The sequence below is a fragment of the Micromonospora siamensis genome (genome assembly GCF_900090305.1).
Lineage (GTDB): Bacteria > Actinomycetota > Actinomycetes > Mycobacteriales > Micromonosporaceae > Micromonospora > Micromonospora siamensis.
In genome coordinates, this window is the sequence record NZ_LT607751.1 from 1,447,782 (window position 1) to 1,464,420 (window position 16,639).

Annotated in this window: 16 protein-coding genes, 1 tRNA gene and 1 pseudogene; 14 read left to right on the plus strand and 4 right to left on the minus strand. The window is 72.9% G+C overall.

Going from position 1 to position 16,639, the window contains the following annotated elements; translation table 11 throughout:
• Positions 1 to 59 precede the first annotated feature (59 nt).
• Together GA0074704_RS06800 and GA0074704_RS06805 are read right to left on the minus strand one after the other, a co-directional pair.
• Positions 60 to 911 carry an alpha/beta fold hydrolase gene (locus GA0074704_RS06800; RefSeq protein WP_088969703.1) on the minus strand — a complete coding sequence of 284 codons (852 nt, stop codon included), beginning with the start codon at positions 909 to 911 and terminating at the stop codon, positions 60 to 62.
• A gap of 61 nt (positions 912 to 972) precedes the next feature.
• Positions 973 to 2,223: a hypothetical protein gene (locus GA0074704_RS06805; RefSeq protein ID WP_088969704.1), complete on the minus strand. Its 1,251-nt coding sequence runs from the start codon at positions 2,221 to 2,223 to the stop codon at positions 973 to 975.
• Between the two features lie 83 nt (positions 2,224 to 2,306).
• Here GA0074704_RS06805 and GA0074704_RS06810 point away from each other — a divergent pair, with 83 nt between their 5' ends.
• Genes GA0074704_RS06810 through GA0074704_RS06825 form a run of 4 tightly spaced genes read left to right on the plus strand, consistent with a single transcriptional unit; the run spans position 2,307 to position 5,684 of the window.
• On the plus strand, positions 2,307 to 3,212 hold the full coding sequence (locus GA0074704_RS06810; protein WP_088973503.1) for a TatD family hydrolase: 906 nt from the start codon (positions 2,307 to 2,309) through the stop codon (positions 3,210 to 3,212).
• A 32-nt stretch (positions 3,213 to 3,244) separates the two neighbouring features.
• On the plus strand, positions 3,245 to 4,114 hold the full coding sequence (gene rsmA / locus GA0074704_RS06815; RefSeq protein ID WP_088969705.1) for a 16S rRNA (adenine(1518)-N(6)/adenine(1519)-N(6))-dimethyltransferase RsmA: 870 nt from the start codon (positions 3,245 to 3,247) through the stop codon (positions 4,112 to 4,114).
• Positions 4,115 to 4,146: 32 nt separating this feature from the next.
• Positions 4,147 to 4,731 (plus strand): Uma2 family endonuclease, encoded by a 585-nt coding sequence (locus GA0074704_RS06820; RefSeq protein ID WP_231926777.1) that lies wholly within the window; start codon positions 4,147 to 4,149, stop codon positions 4,729 to 4,731.
• Entirely contained in the window at positions 4,728 to 5,684 is a 957-nt protein-coding gene (locus GA0074704_RS06825; RefSeq protein WP_088969706.1) for a 4-(cytidine 5'-diphospho)-2-C-methyl-D-erythritol kinase, read from the plus strand. Before GA0074704_RS06820 ends, GA0074704_RS06825 begins: the two co-directional genes overlap by 4 nt.
• A gap of 74 nt (positions 5,685 to 5,758) precedes the next feature.
• Here the strand turns inward: GA0074704_RS06825 and GA0074704_RS06830 are convergent, their stop codons facing one another.
• Positions 5,759 to 6,430 (minus strand): DUF6518 family protein, encoded by a 672-nt coding sequence (locus GA0074704_RS06830; protein ID WP_088969707.1) that lies wholly within the window; start codon positions 6,428 to 6,430, stop codon positions 5,759 to 5,761.
• A 171-nt stretch (positions 6,431 to 6,601) separates the two neighbouring features.
• Between GA0074704_RS06830 and GA0074704_RS06835 the strand changes: the two genes are divergently transcribed.
• From GA0074704_RS06835 to GA0074704_RS06845, 3 genes are all read left to right on the plus strand, one after another.
• Positions 6,602 to 8,401, plus strand: coding sequence for an ABC-F family ATP-binding cassette domain-containing protein (locus GA0074704_RS06835; protein ID WP_088973505.1), 1,800 nt, complete (start codon positions 6,602 to 6,604; stop codon positions 8,399 to 8,401).
• A gap of 93 nt (positions 8,402 to 8,494) precedes the next feature.
• Positions 8,495 to 8,950, plus strand: coding sequence for a DUF4383 domain-containing protein (locus tag GA0074704_RS06840; protein WP_088969708.1), 456 nt, complete (start codon positions 8,495 to 8,497; stop codon positions 8,948 to 8,950).
• A 153-nt stretch (positions 8,951 to 9,103) separates the two neighbouring features.
• The gene (locus GA0074704_RS06845; protein WP_088969709.1) at positions 9,104 to 9,574 is read left to right on the plus strand and encodes a DUF4383 domain-containing protein; all 471 of its coding nucleotides are present in this window, start codon (positions 9,104 to 9,106) and stop codon (positions 9,572 to 9,574) included.
• Positions 9,575 to 9,581: 7 nt separating this feature from the next.
• Here the strand turns inward: GA0074704_RS06845 and GA0074704_RS06850 are convergent, their stop codons facing one another.
• On the minus strand, positions 9,582 to 10,280 hold the full coding sequence (locus GA0074704_RS06850; protein ID WP_231926778.1) for a TetR/AcrR family transcriptional regulator: 699 nt from the start codon (positions 10,278 to 10,280) through the stop codon (positions 9,582 to 9,584).
• Positions 10,281 to 10,352: 72 nt separating this feature from the next.
• On the opposite strand from GA0074704_RS06850, the gene GA0074704_RS06855 reads away from it, so the two are divergent.
• From GA0074704_RS06855 to GA0074704_RS06885, 7 genes and pseudogenes are all read left to right on the plus strand, one after another.
• Positions 10,353 to 11,204 carry a helix-turn-helix domain-containing protein gene (locus GA0074704_RS06855; RefSeq protein ID WP_088969710.1) on the plus strand — a complete coding sequence of 284 codons (852 nt, stop codon included), beginning with the start codon at positions 10,353 to 10,355 and terminating at the stop codon, positions 11,202 to 11,204.
• Between the two features lie 45 nt (positions 11,205 to 11,249).
• Positions 11,250 to 11,320 (plus strand) — tRNA-Gln (locus GA0074704_RS06860).
• Positions 11,321 to 11,394: 74 nt separating this feature from the next.
• Positions 11,395 to 12,918: pseudogene (gene glmU / locus GA0074704_RS06865) on the plus strand (bifunctional UDP-N-acetylglucosamine diphosphorylase/glucosamine-1-phosphate N-acetyltransferase GlmU); the annotation flags it as partial.
• 56 nt (positions 12,919 to 12,974) lie between these two features.
• Positions 12,975 to 13,955 (plus strand): ribose-phosphate diphosphokinase, encoded by a 981-nt coding sequence (locus GA0074704_RS06870; RefSeq protein ID WP_088969711.1) that lies wholly within the window; start codon positions 12,975 to 12,977, stop codon positions 13,953 to 13,955.
• A gap of 319 nt (positions 13,956 to 14,274) precedes the next feature.
• Positions 14,275 to 14,982 (plus strand): 50S ribosomal protein L25/general stress protein Ctc, encoded by a 708-nt coding sequence (locus GA0074704_RS06875; RefSeq protein WP_088969712.1) that lies wholly within the window; start codon positions 14,275 to 14,277, stop codon positions 14,980 to 14,982.
• A gap of 112 nt (positions 14,983 to 15,094) precedes the next feature.
• Positions 15,095 to 15,685, plus strand: coding sequence for an aminoacyl-tRNA hydrolase (pth, locus tag GA0074704_RS06880; protein WP_088969713.1), 591 nt, complete (start codon positions 15,095 to 15,097; stop codon positions 15,683 to 15,685).
• Positions 15,686 to 15,790: 105 nt separating this feature from the next.
• Entirely contained in the window at positions 15,791 to 16,624 is an 834-nt protein-coding gene (locus GA0074704_RS06885; protein WP_088969714.1) for an inositol monophosphatase family protein, read from the plus strand.
• The last annotated feature ends 15 nt before the right edge of the window (positions 16,625 to 16,639 follow it).

The following is a 16,639-nucleotide window of genomic DNA, read 5'->3' on the forward strand; positions in this document are numbered from 1 at the left end:
CGTACCCACGACGACGCGGCCCCGGGGGTGTCCCCCCGGGGCCGCGGTCGTCGGCGGGGTCAGGCGCGGGCCATCTTCGGCGCGCCGATGAACTCCATGATCGCCTGGTTCACCTCGGTCGGGTGGGTCCACGGCGTGCCGTGCGGCGCACCCTTCAGGGTGACCAACCGGACGTCCGAGAGCATGTGCTGCAACCGCGCGCCGGTCTTCTCGTACGGCAGCACGTTGTCCTTGTCGCCCTGGATGATCAGCACCGGTACGTCGATGTTCGGCAGGTCCGGCCGGAAGTCCTCCTGCCAGGCGTCCACCGCGTCGTGGGTGCCCTTCGCCGACGCCATCGCGCCGATCTGCCAGTGCGCCCGGTACGCCTCCTCGCTGACCCACTTGCCCTTGGTCTCGCTGTAGTTGAAGAAGGCGTCGCAGAACTGGGTCAGGTACGCGAACCGGTCCGCGACGATCGCCTGCTGGAAGCCGTCGAAGAGGTTCTTCGGAACGCCCTCCGGATTGTCGGGGGACTGCACCAGCATCGGGGCCAGCGGGGCCATCAGCACCGCCCGGTCCACCCGGTCCGACCCGTACCGGCCGAGGTAGCGGGTCACCTCGCCGGTGCCCATCGAGTGACCGATCAGGATCGCGTTGCGCAGGTCCAGCTCGCTCATCAGCACGTCGAGGTCGCTGGCGAAGGTGTCGTAGTCGTACCCCATGGCCGGCTGCGCGGAGGCGCCGAAACCACGCCGGTCGTAGGTGATCACCCGGTAGCCCGCCGACATCAGTGGCTGGGACACCTTCTCCCAGGTCGCCCCGTTGAACGGGAAACCGTGGATCAGCACGACCGGCTGGCCGGAACCGTGGTCCTCGTAGTACAGGTCGATGGGCGCGGAGTTCTCCGTGCCGACGGTGACGAAGGGCATGTCGGGTTCTCCAAGTCGCTGCGGCAGTCTGACGTCGCGCGCTTTCCCGACCAGGCCCCCGTTATGCCGGCGGATACGCCAGGTCCACCACCCGGTCGTCGACCAGCTCCGTCGCCGGGGCCCACGCCTCGTAGACGCCCCGTTCGTGGCACTGCGCACCGGTAACGGCCACCGCGTCCGGATCCGGTCGGCGCAACCGCAGCCGCAGCCACTCCGCCTCCTCACGCAGCACCAGGCAGGGCACGCCCCGCCACGTCGCGTACCGGAGCCGGCGGGCCACCGAGTCCACCGGATAGCGGGCCGCCCGGGTCATCGCCAGCACCCGGAACCCGCCCGGCTGGTCGGCGACCGCCTCGTACTCGCTGCCGGCGTAACCCCCGACGAGCTGGGTGGAGCGGGGCACCTCGCCGGTCGGCACGTACTCCTGGTCGGGGTGCAGGCCCGGCACCGCGGCCAGCAGGTGGCGCCACTGCGGCCCGGCCATCCGCAGCCACCCTCGCTGCTCGGCCTGGTAGCTGTAGAGCACCACCTCCGTCCCGTCGGCCGGGTAGGCCAGCAGCGTGGCGTTCGCCGGCATCGGCAGGTCGGCGAAGTCCCGGGTGACGAACTCGGGGATCAGCTGCCCGTTGCTGGGGACGAAACCGGTGCCGAGCACCGCCGGGCCCAGCCGGTCCCGGGCCGGCAGCGCGGTCAGCCCCCGGTGCTCCGGGCCGGCCGGCACGTCGTAGTCGGCCGGGTCCGCGGCCCGCCAGCGCAGCGCGTACGCCACGTCCAGGCCGTCCCGGCCGACCGGCCCGTCGCCGCGCAGCACCGCCAGGGCGGCGGGGGTACGCAGGTGCGCCACGTCGTGCTCGCGGTAGCAGAAGCCGTGCGGCAGCCACCCGCGTACGTGCCCGGCGAGCTGCCGGGCGGAGAGCACCTTCACCATCCGGGTGCCGGGCCGGATCGTCGCCGAGGCGCGGACCGTCGCGAGGATCGGGTCACCGGCCGCGTCCGGCCGCTGGCTGAGCTGGTGCACCCGGGCCCAGCCGTGCTCCCGGTGCAGCGGCAGCAGCAGCGGCGTCTCGGGCTCCTCGCCCGGCGGCGGCGCCCCGTGCACCTCGGTCACCTCGGTGGCGTGCACGAACCGGTGCCAGGGCAGCGGCGCGCTGGGGCGGGGCGCCCACTCGAAGCCGGCCGCCTCGTCTGCGGCGAACAGTTCGTACGCCGCACCCCGGGCGATCTCCTCCGCGGGGTACACCGCACCGTCGTACGTCACGTGCAGCCCGGTCCGCCCGATCGCGGCGCCGCTGGCCTGAGGAGTGACCGTCACGTCGCGGACGCTAGGCGCGGCAGGTTCCGGGCAGGTGAACGGCCGGTCACGGGTGGGAGACCCGGGGCGTACGCGGGTGTGTGATGCTGGCGACGATGAGCGAGCAGACCGAGACCCGCAAGCAGCGTGCCGCCCGCCGGGCCGGCGAGTTCCCGCCCGCGCCGGAGGCGTTGCCCCGTCCGGTGCCGGACAGCCACACCCACCTGGACATCACCGTCGGCGAGTACGGCGGGCCCCTCCCCGGCGGTGGGACCGTCGAGGACCCGGTGGCGGCGGCGATCGAGGTGGCCGCCGCCGTGGGCGTCGACCGGCTGGTGCAGGTCGGCGTGGACGTGCCCTCGTCCCGCTGGGGCGTCGAGGTGGCCCGGAGGTACCCGACGGTGCTGGCCACCGTCGCGCTGCACCCGAACGAGGCGCCCCGGCTGGCCGACCTGGACTCCGCGTTGCGCGAGATCGAGGCGCTCGCCGCCGACGACCGGGTCCGGGGCGTCGGCGAGACCGGGATGGACTTCTTCCGCACCGGTGACGAGGGGCGGGCCGCGCAGGAGGAGAGCTTCCGGGCGCACATCGCCATCGCCAAGCGGCACGGCCGCGCGCTGGTCATCCACGACCGGGACGCGCACGCCGACGTGCTGCGGATCGTCGACGACGAGGGCGCCCCGGACACCGTGGTGATGCACTGCTTCTCCGGGGACGCCGACTTCGCCCGGGAGTGCGTACGCCGGGGCTTCCTGCTCAGCTTCGCCGGCACGGTCACCTTCGGCAGCGCCGCCGCGCTGCGCGAGGCCGCCGCGGTCACCCCGCTGGAGCAGATCCTGGTGGAGACCGACGCGCCGTACCTCACCCCGATGCCGCACCGGGGACGGCCGAACGCGTCGTACCTGATCCCGCTGACGGTCCGGTCGCTCGCCGCGACCACCGGCGCCGACCTGGACGAGCTCTGCGCGGCCATCTCGGCCAACGGCGAGCGTGCCTTCGGCCCGTGGTGAGCGGCGCCGACCCCACGGCTACGCTACGGGGCGTGACCGGTCTCCTCGGCCCGGCGGAGATCCGGGAACTCGCCGCGCGCCTCGGCGTCGCGCCGACCAAGAAGCTCGGCCAGAACTTCGTGCACGACCCGAACACCGTGCGCCGGATCGTCGCCGCCGCCGGGCTGGCCCCGGACGACGTGGCGCTGGAGGTCGGCCCCGGGCTCGGCTCGCTGACCCTGGCCCTGCTGCCGGCCGCCGCCCACGTGCACGCCGTGGAGATCGACCCGACGCTGGCCGCCGCGCTGCCGGAGACCGCCGACCGGTTCGCCGGGGAGGCCGCCGCCCGGCTCACCGTGCACCGGGCGGACGCGCTGCGGGTCACCGCCGCCGATCTGGCCGACCCGCCGCCCACCGCGCTGGTGGCGAACCTGCCCTACAACGTCGCGGTGCCGGTGGTGCTGCACCTGCTGGCCGAGCTGCCCAGCCTGCGACAGGGCCTGGTGATGGTGCAGAAGGAGGTCGCCGACCGGCTGGTCGCCGGCCCCGGCTCCAAGGTGTACGGCATCCCGTCGGTGAAGCTCGCCTGGTACGCCCACGCCCGGGCCGCCGGCAAGGTGCCGCCGAACGTCTTCTGGCCGGTGCCGAACGTCGACTCCGGGCTGGTCGCGTTCACCCGCCGCGAACCGCCCCGCCCCGACGTGGCCCGGCAGGCCGTCTTCGCCGTGGTCGACGCGGCGTTCGCCCAGCGCCGCAAGACGTTGCGGGCCGCCCTGGCCGGCTGGGCCGGTGGGCCGGACCGGGCCGCCGCCGCGCTCACCGCCGCCGGCGTGGACCCGGGCGCCCGGGGCGAGTCGTTGACCGTCGAGCAGTTCGCCGCGATCGCCGCGTCGGCCCCGGTCGGTACGCGGGCCGCGAAGTAGGCTGACGCCGTGCCCGCCGAGGAGGTGTACGAGTGACCGCGCAGCCGATCGACCCCGCCCCCGCCGGCATGTGGCATCCCGACCCGGTCCGTCAGCGCCTGGCCGACTACACCATCGAGGATGTGCTGACCCTGCCGGACGACGCGCCCCGCGTCGAGTTGCGTGACGGAGTTCTCGTCGTGGTCCCCTCGCCGACTTTCGGCCATCAGAACATCGGTAACCGGCTCTGGGCGTGGTTCAGCCAGCACGGCCCCGAGCATCTCGTGGTGGGAACCGCCCTCGGCGTGGCCGTGAGCCACCGGAACACGTTCGAGCCCGACGTCGTGCTGCTCAAGGCGCCCGTGTCCGGGGAGCACCACTACTTTGACGCGGAGCAGGTGGTGCTCGCCGTCGAGGTGGTGTCGCCTGGCACCCGACGACGGGACCGGATCGAGAAGCCGGCCGGGTACGCCGACGCCGGCATCCCGCACTACTGGCGCATCGAGCAGGATCCGGTGCACGTGTACGCGTACGACCTGGTCGACGGCCGCTACGAGCTGGCCGCCGACTCCGCCGAGGAGTTGATCGTGAGCAAGCCGTTCGACATCCGGTTGCGGGTCCGGGACATCGCCCCGTGACCGAGGCCTGGGGACCGGACGACGAGGACGAGCCGCGGCTGCGCGGAGCCAGTGGGCCGGTGCGGGTCCGGGTCCCGGCGAAGATCAACCTGCATCTCGGGGTGGGTCCGCTGCGCCCCGACGGCTACCACGAGCTGAACACCGTCTACCACGCGATCTCGCTGCACGACGAGCTGACCGCCCGGCGGGGCGACACGCTCACCCTGACCATGGAGGGGGAGGGCACCGGCGAGCTGGCCCTGGACGACTCCAACCTGGTGATCCGGGCGGCCCGCGCCCTCGCCGCGTACGCCGGGGTGCCGGCCTACGCCCGGTTGCACCTGCGCAAGCAGATCCCGCTGGCGGGCGGGCTGGCCGGCGGCAGCGCCGACGCCGCGGCCGCCCTGGTCGCCTGCGACGCGCTCTGGGGGACCGGCCTGTCCCGGGACGAGCTGGCGGCCATCGCCGCCGGCCTCGGCTCCGACGTGCCCTTCCTCATCCACGGCGGCACCGCGCTCGGCACCGGGCGGGGCGAGGCGGTCAGCCCGGTGCTCGCCCGCCCGACCAGCTGGCACTGGGTGGTGGCCGTCGCCGACGGCGGCCTGTCCACCCCGGAGGTCTACCGCGAGCTGGACCGGCTGCGCGCCTCCGGCGCCGCGGGCACGCCGCTGGGCAGCGCCGACGCTCTGCTCGCCGCCCTGCGGCAGCGGGACCCGGCGGTGCTGGCCGCCGCGCTGGGCAACGACATGCAGGCCGCCGCGCTCTCGCTGCGCCCGGCCCTCGCGGCGACGCTGAAGGCCGGCGAGGCGGCCGGCGCGCTCGCCGGCATCGTCTCCGGCTCCGGCCCGACCTGCGTGTTCCTGGCCGCCGGCGAGTCGGACGCGGAGCGGATCGCCGCCGGGATCGAGGCGGCCGGGGTGTGCCGGGCCGCCCGGGCCGCCCACGGCCCGATGCCGGGGGCGCGGGTCGTCTGACCGGAGTACAGGTCGCCCCGAGGGTGGACGCCCGGCGTGTACGCCGGGCGCGCCGTCCCGGGAAACCGGACAGGTCAGTCACCGAAGCCCGCGACGGTGAACCCGGCGAAGCCGATCGCCGCGAGCACGATCGCCGCGGTGAGCGCCTGCAGGCGTACCCGGTTCGTCCGGGCGACGAGCAGGATCAGGGCGACACCGAGGATCGCTTCGATCGCTGCGGTCTGCAGGCTGTCGGTCCGGTAGTTCGGTCCGCCGCCGGGGTTGTCGCTGCGATCGACGAGCATCGCCGCCTCAGCGAGCAGGACCGCACCGGGCATGGCCACGGCGATCGGCCGCAACCATGGTCGGCGGTCGTGGGTCAGGCCGCCCGCCGCTCCGAAGAGGGCGCCGGCGAGGACTCCGAAGGCGGACCACATGATCCCCGTCGAGGACCACAGCATCTGCACGTCGTCGTTCAGCACCACGGCCGCCGTGAGGTGGTAGACCTGCACGGCGACGACGAGCAGCACGATCCCGGCGAGGGCGGATCGCCACCAGCCGGCGCGCAGCCACCAGCCGATGTCGAACGCGCCCAGCGCCCAGACGGCGCTGGAGTTGGCGAGGTTCGCCCAGGGGTACGGCAGGCCGCGTTGCAGCAGCAGGTCGACCGCGCCCAGGAGAAGTCCGCAGGCCACCACGGTCAGTACCCGGTGCCGTCGCCGGACGTCACGGTTGCAGGTCATCATGCCGATCTTGGGGTCCGTCACGGCGCGACTGTAGTTTCGACCGCTCGCCGGGCTCCATCGGTGAGATCCCCGGAACAACCCCGAGATGCTCCGGCTGTCCTTCGTCGCGGCGGCACCGCGTACCCTGGGATACCTCAGGCGTCCCGTGCCCGCCGGCACCGGGACGCCTTGATCATGGAGGTGGGTGAGGTCGTGGCCAACATCGTCAACCTGGACCGGGTGTCCAAGGGGTACGGCGCGGCCGGTCCGCTGCTCACCGACGTCTCGCTCGGCCTGGACGACGCCGACCGGATCGGCGTGGTCGGCCTCAACGGGGCCGGCAAGTCGACCCTGCTGCGGATGCTCACCAAGCAGGAGGACCCGGACGACGGCCGGGTCACCCACCGGCGCGACCTGCGGGTGCTCTGGCTGCCGCAGAGCCTCACCCTGGCCGCCGAGGCGACCGTCCGCGACGTCGTCCTGGGCACCGCCTGGCTGGCGCAGAGCATGGGCGCCGAGCACGAGTGGGCCGGTGACGCCGGGGTCCGCGCCATCCTCGACGGCCTCGGCATGCCCCACCTCGGCCTGGACCAGCCCGTCGGCCCGATGTCCGGTGGCGAGCGCCGCCGGGTGGCGCTGGCCGCGCTGCTGGTCCGCGAGGCCGACCTGCTGATCCTCGACGAGCCCACCAACCACCTCGACGTGGGCGGCGTCGACTGGCTGGCCCGGCACCTGGTCACCCGCAAGGGCGCCCTCGCCGTGGTCACCCACGACCGCTGGTTCCTCGACGCGGTCTGCACCACCACCTGGGAGGTCGCCGACCAGACCGTCCGGGCGTACGAGGGCGGCTTCGCCGCCTGGATCCTGGCCCGCGCCGAGCGGCAGCGGGTCGCCGCCGCCACCGAGGCCCGCCGGCAGAACCTGCTCCGCAAGGAGATCGCCTGGCTGCGCCGCGGCCCGCCCGCGCGTACCTCCAAGCCGAAGTTCCGGATCGACGCCGCCAACGCGCTGATCGACGACGTGCCGCCGCCGCGCGACACCATGTCGTTGCAGCGGATGGCGACCGCGCGGCTGGGCAAGCAGGTCTACGAACTGGAGAACGTGCGGCTGCACGCCGGGCCCAAGGAGATCCTGCACGACACCACCTGGCAGGTCGGCCCCGGCGACCGGATCGCCATCCTGGGCCGCAACGGCGCCGGCAAGACCACCCTGCTGCGGATGCTGGCCGGGGTGACGCGCCCCGACGGCGGCCGGTTCCACACCGGTTCCACGGTCAAGCCGGCGTTCCTCTCCCAGGAGCTGGCCGAGCTGCCCGGGCACCTGCGCGTCCTGGAGGCCGTCGAGGAGGTCGCCCGCCGGGTGCAGCTCGGCGACCGGGAGATCTCCGCCGCCCAGCTCGCCGAGGTCTTCGGCTTCGACGACCGGCGGCTCTGGACCCCGGTCAGCGACCTCTCCGGCGGGGAGCGCCGCCGACTCCAGATGCTCCGGCTGCTCGCCGGGGAGCCGAACGTGCTCCTCTTCGACGAGCCCACCAACGACCTGGACACCGACACCCTGGCCGCGCTGGAGGACCTGCTCGACTCGTGGCCGGGCACGGTCATCGTGGCCAGCCACGACCGGTACCTCATCGAGCGGGTCACCGAGTCGGCGTACGGGATGTTCGGCGACGGCCGGCTGGTGCACCTGCCCGGCGGTGTCGACGAATACCTGGCCCGCGCCGCCGCGGGCGGTGGCCCGGCGCCCGCCGACCTCACCCCCGCCGCGGCCGGTCCCGGTCGGGAGGGCATGTCCGCCGCCGAGGTACGCACCGCGCGCAAGGAGCTCGGCAAGCTGGAGCGGCAGGTCGCCAAGCTGGAGCAGAAGGAGGCGGGCCTGCTCGAACAGCTCGCCACGCACGCCACCGACTACGCCCGGGTGGCCGAGCTGGAGGCCCAGCGCAAGGAGCTGCGGGCCGAGCGGGAGCGGACCGAGGAGGCCTGGCTCAGCCTGGCGGAGCAGCTGCCGGAGGGCTGACCGGCGACCGGGTGGGGGGTGTGCGGCGTCACAGGCCGGCATGCGGGAGAATTGTTCGCGACCCCTCACCCGAACGGTCTTGGAGACACAGACATGGCCCACACCCCCGTCAACCACCCCGCGCGGCCGATCTACCGGGCGATCGGCGGGCTCGTTGGTCTGTACTACGTGGTCTTCGGAGTGCTCGGCGTCATCGCCAGCCTCGGCGACGACTTCTTCGCCCAGAATGACACCCGGTCCCTCGGCCAGGGCACGAACCTGGCGTTCTCCCTGCTCGCCATCGGAATCGGGGCGGGCGTGCTGGCCGGCACCGCGCTCGGCCGCAACCGCGACGTCGTGATCAACGGCTACCTGGCGTACGCCCTGATGGCGATCGGCCTGGCCGCGCTCGCCTTCATCCAGACCGACGCCAACATCCTCAACTTCAGCATCGCCACCGTCGTGGTGACCCTGACCCTGGCCCTGGTGCTGCTGATGGTCAGCATGTACGGCAAGGTCGGCACCGAGGAGGAGAAGGAGGCCTGGGAGAAGGCCCGCCTGGTGCTCTGACCCACGCGTTCTCCGGTCCCGGTCCCGCCGTCGCGGGGCCGGGACCTTTGCGTTCTCCGGCGTTTCCACGCGCGCCCCCGGTGTTTCGGCGGACAGTTCCGCCCACGTACGCGACAATTCCGAGGAATCGGTCATCGCTGGACGGAGGCGGTCGTGGCGCATTTCCCGGTGAACCATCCCGCACGCCCGCTCTACCGGGTCATCGCCGGTCTGGTCGGGCTCTACATCCTGGTCTTCGGGGTGTACGGCACCGTCGAGACCTGGGGTGGGGCGCTCTTCGACCGGGGCAGCCACTGGGCCCTGGGGCTGCGCACCAACCTGGCGTTCTCACTGGTGTCGGTGATCTTCGGGATCGTCCTGATCATCGGGGCGTCCCGGCGCAGCAACCTCGGCCACTACATGAACCTGACCGCCGGGGTGGTCTTCATGGTCACCGGGGTGCTGATGATGAGCGTGCTCCAGACCAGCGCGAACTTCCTCAACTTCTCGATGTCCACGGTGATCGTGTCGCTGCTGTTCGGGCTGCTGCTGCTCGCCACCGGCCTCTACGACAAGGTCGGCCCGGACGAGCACGCCGCGGCCGAGGCCCGGCACCGCCGGCCCACCGTCTCCGGTAACCGCTGACCCGACCTCACTCGTCGCGCACGGCGATCAGGCCGGGCGTCGCCTCCAGGTGCGACAGCCCGTTCCAGGCCAGGTTCACCAGGTGCGCGGCGACCGTCTCCTTGCTCGGCTCGCGCACCTCCAGCCACCACCGGCCGGTCAACGCCACCATGCCCACCAGCGCCTGCGAATAGAGCTCGGCCAGCTTCGAGTCGTAACCCCGGGCCGAGAACTCGGCGCCCAGGATGTGCTCGACCCGGTGCGCCACGTCGTTCATCACGCTGCTGAAGCTGCCCGCCGCCGACATCATCGGCGACTCCCGGACCAGCACCCGGAAGCCGCTGGTCTCCTCCTCGATGTAGCCGAGCAGGGCGGTGGCCGCCTGCTCCAGCAGCTCGCGGGGATGCCCGGCGGTCAGCGCGGTGGCGATCCGGTCTAGCAGGGCGCGCACCTCCCGGTCCACCACCACCGCGTACAGGCCCTCCTTGCCGCCGAAGTGCTCGTAGACCACCGGCTTGGAGACCCGCGCCCGGGCGGCGACCTCCTCGATGGAGGTGGCGTCGAAACCGCGCTCGGCGAAGAGCTGCCGGGCGATCGAGATGAGCTGCTCGCGGCGCTGGCCGGCGGACATGCGTACCCGGGGGGTGGATTTGCCGGCCGGGGTACGCCGGCGGGCGTCCTCGGCCTTGCCGTGCCGCCCGGCGTTCGCCCCGCTGCGCTCCGTCACCCGACCATCCTGCCAGGTTCCCCGGATCGCCGATGCCCAGCCGTGTCGTACGCCTGTCCTAATCTCCCGGTCATGGCTGACGTCACGGGGGACGAGGTCCGGCGGCTACGGGTCGAGGAAGGGCTTTCGGTGGCGCAGATCCGGGCCCGGACCGGGCTGGGGCGCAACCGGGTCCAGGAGCTGCTGCGGGGTGTTCCGCCGCCGGAGTGGACCCGTCGGCCGACGGCCAAGGACGAGCTGCGCGCCGAGGCGCTGAAGCTGCGCGCGCAGGGTGGCACCGTGCCCGACATCGCGAAGCGTCTCGGGGTGGCCCGGTCCACGGCCTATCTGTGGGTGCGGCACATGCCGCTGGAGGTCGACCCGGCGGTTGCCCGAGCGCGGCGGCAGGCTCATTCGAAGGCGATGACGGATGCCCAGTGGTCGGCGCATCGGCGGGCACGGGACGCCGCCCGGACCGAGGTCGTCGAGGCCGCGGCCGCCTGGGCGGTTGGACTCTCCGAACGAGAGCTGGTCCTGGTCGGCAGCGCGCTCTACTGGGCCGAGGGCACCAAGGCGAAGCCGTGGCGACCGCACGACACCAGGGTCAGATTCGTCAACAGCGACCCGGAGCTGGTGGAGATCTTCCTGCGGTTCGTCGAGTCGACCGGGGTGCCCCGACGGGCCCTGCGATTCCGGGTGAGCATCCACGAGACGGCCGACCGGCAGGCGGCGGTGCGGTGGTGGGCGGCGCGGGTCGGTGTGCCGGCGGAGGCGTTCATGGCCACCTCGGTGAAGCGCCACCGGCCCGGCACGGTCCGGCGCAACACCGGCGACGGCTACCACGGGTGCCTCTCGGTGGAGGTGCCCCGATCGAGGCCCCTGTACTGGCGGATGGAGGGGACGGTGCGGGGAATGGCCGGTGGAGATCCCGAACGGGAACGGTAAGGTGTAGTCAGCCATCGGCGGGCGCTTTTTGCCCGTTTTGGACCGTCCCGGGTCGTCTAATGGCAGGACGTCAGGTTTTGGTCCTGATTATAGGGGTTCGAATCCTCTCCCGGGAGCTTCTGCCGTCTGTCCCTCGCCGCCTGGTTAGCATGGCCGCGAGACTGTCCGCCGTCCGACGGGAGCATGCGTCGTGTCCCAGCCCCACCTCCGCACCGTCGTCGTGCTCGCCGCCGGTGAGGGCAAGCGGATGAAGTCCGACCTGCCCAAGGTGCTGCACCCGCTGCTCGGCCGCACCCTGATCGGCCACGTGCTGACCGCCGCCGCCCCGCTGGGCGCCGAGCGCACCGTCGTGGTGGTGGGCCACCGCGCCGAGCAGGTCCGTGAGCACCTGTCCGAGGTCGCCCCGCAGGCCACCCCGGTGCTCCAGGAGCGGCAGCTCGGCACCGGCCACGCGGTCCGGATCGCGCTGGAGGCCGTACCCGACGGGACCGGCACGGTGGTGGTGCTCAACGGCGACGTGCCGCTGCTGCGCGCCGAGACGGTCGCCGCGCTGGTCGAGGCACACGAGGGCGCGGGCGCGGCGGCGACCGTGCTGGCCGCCGCCGTGCCGGACCCGACCGGCCTGGGGCGGATCGTCCGGGACGACAGCGGTCGGCTGGAGCGGATCGTCGAGGAGCGGGACGCGACCCCGGCCCAGCGCGAGCTGCGCGAGATCAACGCCGGCATCTACGCCTTCGACGCGGTCCGGCTGCGCGAGGCGCTGGGCAAGCTCTCCACCGACAACGACCAGGGCGAGGAATACCTCACCGACGTCTTCGAGCTGTTCGCCTCGGCCGGTGAGCCGGTGGCGGTGCACGTGGCGGGCGACCACACCGAGACGCTGGGCTGCAACGACCGGGTGGAGCTGGCCGGCCTGCGCCGGCTGCTGCGCGACCGGGTGAACGAGGCGTGGATGCGGACCGGGGTGACCGTCCTGGACCCGGCGACCACCTGGATCGACGTGACCGCCACGGTCGAGCGGGACGCGGTGATCGACCAGAACACCCAGCTCCAGGGCGCCACCGTGGTCGGCGCCGGCGCGCTCGTCGGCCCGGACACCACGCTGGTCGACACCACGGTCGCCGAGGGCGCCAGCGTGGTCCGCAGCCACGCGGTCGGCGCCGAGGTCGGCCCGCAGGCCAGCGTCGGCCCGTACGCGTACCTGCGGCCGGAGTCGCGGCTGGGGCGCAAGGCCAAGGTCGGCACGTTCGTGGAGACCAAGAAGGCCACCATCGGCGAGGGCTCCAAGGTGCCGCACCTGTCGTACGTCGGGGACGCCACGATCGGCGAGCACAGCAACATCGGCGCCGCCACGGTCTTCGTCAACTACGACGGGGTGAAGAAGCACCACACCACCATCGGCAGTCACGCCCGTACCGGGGCGGACAACATGTTCGTGGCGCCGGTGGAGGTGGGCGACGGGGCGTACACCGCGGCCGGTTCGGTGATCATCGCCGACGTGCCGCCGGGCGCGATGGCGGTGGCCCGGGGCCAGCAGCGCAACGTCGACGGTTGGGTGCTGCGCAAGCGGGCCGGTACGGCCGCCGCGGAGGCGGCCCGGCGAGCGTGTGAGGGTGCGTCGGATTCCGCTGACACCGCAAGCGAAGGTGACTGAATCCACGAGGGCGTGGAGGCGCTGGGTGGACCGGTGAACCCGGGGCATACTGCAACCGAACAGTCCCCGGCTCCACTGCGGCCGGGTACCACCGACATACGGGAGCAGACGGGCCCATGGGCAGCATCGTCGCCGAAAATCGCAAGAGCCTGATGCTCTTCTCCGGACGAGGGTTTCCGGAGCTGGCGAAGGAGATCGGTGAGGTGCTCGGCGTCGCGCCGACGCCGGCCGACGCCTACGAGTTCGCCAACGGTGAGATCTTCGTGCGGTTCAAGGACTCGGTACGCGGTTCGGACGCGTTCGTGGTCCAGTCGGTCACGCACGGCGTCAACACCTGGGTCATGGAGACCCTGATCATGATCGACGCGCTGAAGCGGGGCTCCGCCAAGCGGATCACCGTGGTGCTGCCGTTCTACCCGTACGCCCGGCAGGACAAGAAGCACCGCGGCCGGGAGCCGATCTCCGCCCGCCTGGTGGCCGACCTGCTGAAGACGGCCGGGGCGAACCGGATCCTCACGGTCGACCTGCACACCGCGCAGATCCAGGGCTTCTTCGACGGCCCGGTGGACCACCTCTTCGCGATGGACGTCCTCGCCGAGTACGTCGAGCGCAAGTACGCGGGCCGGCCGATGACGGTGGTGGCGCCGGACTCGGGCCGGGTGCGGGTGGCCGAGCGGTGGACCGACCGGATGGGTGGCTGCCCGCTGGCGTTCATCCACAAGACCCGCGACCCGATGAAGCCCAACCAGGTGGTGGCGAACCGGGTGGTCGGCGAGGTCGAGGGTCGGGTCTGCCTGATCGTCGACGACATGATCGACACCGGCGGCACGATCACCAAGGCCGCCGACATCCTCAAGGAGTCCGGCGCGGCGGAGATCGTGGTGGCGTCCACCCACGCGCTGCTGTCGGACCCGGCGACCGAGCGGCTGAAGAACAGCCCGATCAGCGAGGTCGTGGTGACGAACACGCTGCCGCTGCCGCCGGAGAAGCAGCTCGACAAGCTGACGGTGCTGTCGATCGCTCCGCTGCTGGCGCGGGCGATCCGGGAGGTCTTCGACGACGGTTCGGTGACCACCCTGTTCGGCGGCCTGAGCTGAGCCTTCCCGCCCCCGGTCCGGTCTTCCGGACCGGGGGGCGGATCTTTTCCGGCCGGCAGGTTTGGCCACCCACCGGCCCGGGTAATGGGCCGGCCTATCGGGGATACGGGTACTGCTGCGAGGGGCGGATTCGGCTCGGGTAGACTGGTCCGGTTGCCACGGCGAGGGTGCCCGGCGGGCTGCTGAGAAGCACCGCACGGAGGCGCCGTCATCGACGCGGTGCTCCGGGCAGTCGTTCAGACGTAGAGCCCCTGCGAGCCCCTCGCCCAGCACCGCCAGACGACAAAGCCGCCGCAGCGAAAGCATCAGGAGTTTCCCCGTGTCCGAGGTAAAGATCAGCGCCGAGCCCCGTACCGAGTTCGGCAAGGGTGGTGCCCGTCGTACCCGCCGGGCCGGCATGGTGCCCGCCGTGCTGTACGGCCACGGCGAGAAGCCCAAGCACATCGCGCTCCCGGCCCGCGAGTTCGCCGCCGCCATCCGTAACGGTGGTGCCAACCAGCTCCTCGCCATCGAGGTGAGCGACGGCACCCAGGTGCTGGCGCTGCCGAAGGCGATCCAGCGTGACCCGATCAAGGACACCTTCGAGCACGTGGACCTGATCCTGGTCCGTCGGGGCGAGAAGGTCACCGTGGAGGTCCCGGTCCAGCTGACCGGTGAGGCCGCGAGGGACACCCTGATCGTGCACGACCACGACACCCTGTCGGTGATCGCGGACGCGACCAAGGTTCCGGACCACCTGGAGGCCTCGGTCGAGGGCCTGGAGGCGGGCAACCAGGTCACCGCCGCCGACGTGGAGCTGCCGGCCGGCGTCGAGCTGGCCACCGACCCGGAGACCCCGGTCGCCGCGGTGACCGCCGCCCCGACCGCCGAGCAGCTCGAGGCGACGCTGCCCGAGGTCGAGACCGCCGACGAGGAGGCCGAGGCCGGCGTCGGCGAGGAGACCGCCGAGTCGTCCGAGGGCGCCGAGGCCGGCGAGCCGGCCGCCGCCGGTGGCGAGGAGAGCGCCGAGGCCAAGACCGAGGCCTGATCGGTTCGAGATCGTGTGACAGGCGTCCCCGTCCTCGGGGGCGCCTGTCGTCGTATCGGCGTCGCCCGCCGAGGGTGGGTCGGGCGCCGGGCTGACGCGGGAGGGAACGGGCGTGACGGACGAGTCGGGGCCGTGGCTGGTGGTCGGTCTGGGCAACCCGGGCCGGGAGTACGCCGGCAACCGGCACAACGTCGGCTTCATGGTGGCCGACCTGCTGGCCGGTCGGGTGGGCGCGAAGTTCGGGCGGCACAAGCGGGCGGTCGCCGAGGTCGCCGAGGGGCGGCTCGGCTTCGGTGGCCCGCGGCTGGTGCTGGTCAAGCCGTTGACGTACATGAACCTCTCCGGTGGGCCGGTGGCCGCGCTGGCGCAGTTCTACAAGGTGCCGCTCGGCCAGGTGGTCGCGGTCCACGACGAGCTGGACATCCCGTACGGGCAGCTGCGGGTGAAGTGCGGCGGCGGTGAGGGCGGGCACAACGGCCTGCGGTCGATGTCGCGTTCCCTGGGGAGCAAGGACTACGTGCGGGTGCGGTTCGGCGTCGGCCGGCCCCCGGGCCGGCAGGACCCGGCGGACTTCGTCCTGTCGGACTTCGCCGCGGTCGAGCGCAAGGAGTTGGAGTTCCTGGTCGACCGGGCGGCGGACGTGGTGGAGTCGGTGATCACCCGCGGGGTGGAGCCGACCCAGAACGCGTTCCACGGGGTGTGAGCCGGGCGGGGCGCGGCCGACCGCGCCGGTGCCGACGGCGTAGATTGGCCTCTTCTGGCCTGGCGTGGGCGGTGACGCCCGTGGCGACGTGACGGGAGCGGACCGATGGGCAGTCCACCGATGATCGACGGTGCGTTCGCGCGGTGGCTCGCCGCCCGGGCCGGGCAGGCGCTGATGACTCTCCGGGAGGAGATGGGCTTCGCCGACGGCGGCGCGCTCAAGGCCGCGGGCGACAAGATCTCCCACGACCTGATCCGTACGGAGCTGGCCCGGTGGCGGCCGGGGGACGCGGTGCTCTCCGAGGAGGACGAGGGTTCCCGGCTGGCCTGGACGGCGGAGGTGAGCCCGGACGCGGTGTCCCGGATGGGCGCCGACCGGGTCTGGATCATCGATCCGTTGGACGGCACCCGGGAGTTCTCCGAGGAGGGCCGCTCGGACTGGGCGGTGCACGTGGCGCTCTGGGCGCGCAACGCGCCGACCCCGCACGGCCTGGTGGCCGGCGCGGTGGGGTTGCCGGCGCAGCACCGGGTGCTGGGCACCGACTACCCGCCGGCGTACCCGCCGATGACGCTGGAGGCGGCGACCTCGGGGGGTGGCCGGGTGATCCGGCTGGCGGCGAGCCGGTCGCGGCCGCCGGTGTTCCTGACGGACCTGGCCGAGGAGGTCGGCGCCCATCTGGTGCCGATGGGTTCGGCGGGGGCGAAGATCGCCGCGGTGGTCACCGGCGAGGTCGACGGGTACATCCACGCGGGCGGGCAGTACGAGTGGGACTCGGCCGCCCCGGTCGCTGTGGCGACGGCCACCGGGCTGCACGCTTCCCGGATCGACGGTTCTGCGCTGAAATACAACGAGGCCGACCCGCGCCTGCCCGACCTGCTGGTCTGCCGCAAGGATCTCGCCAGTCGGTTGCTTGCGGCGTTGCAGCGGCACGCCGGGTAGCCTGAGTCGCACTTC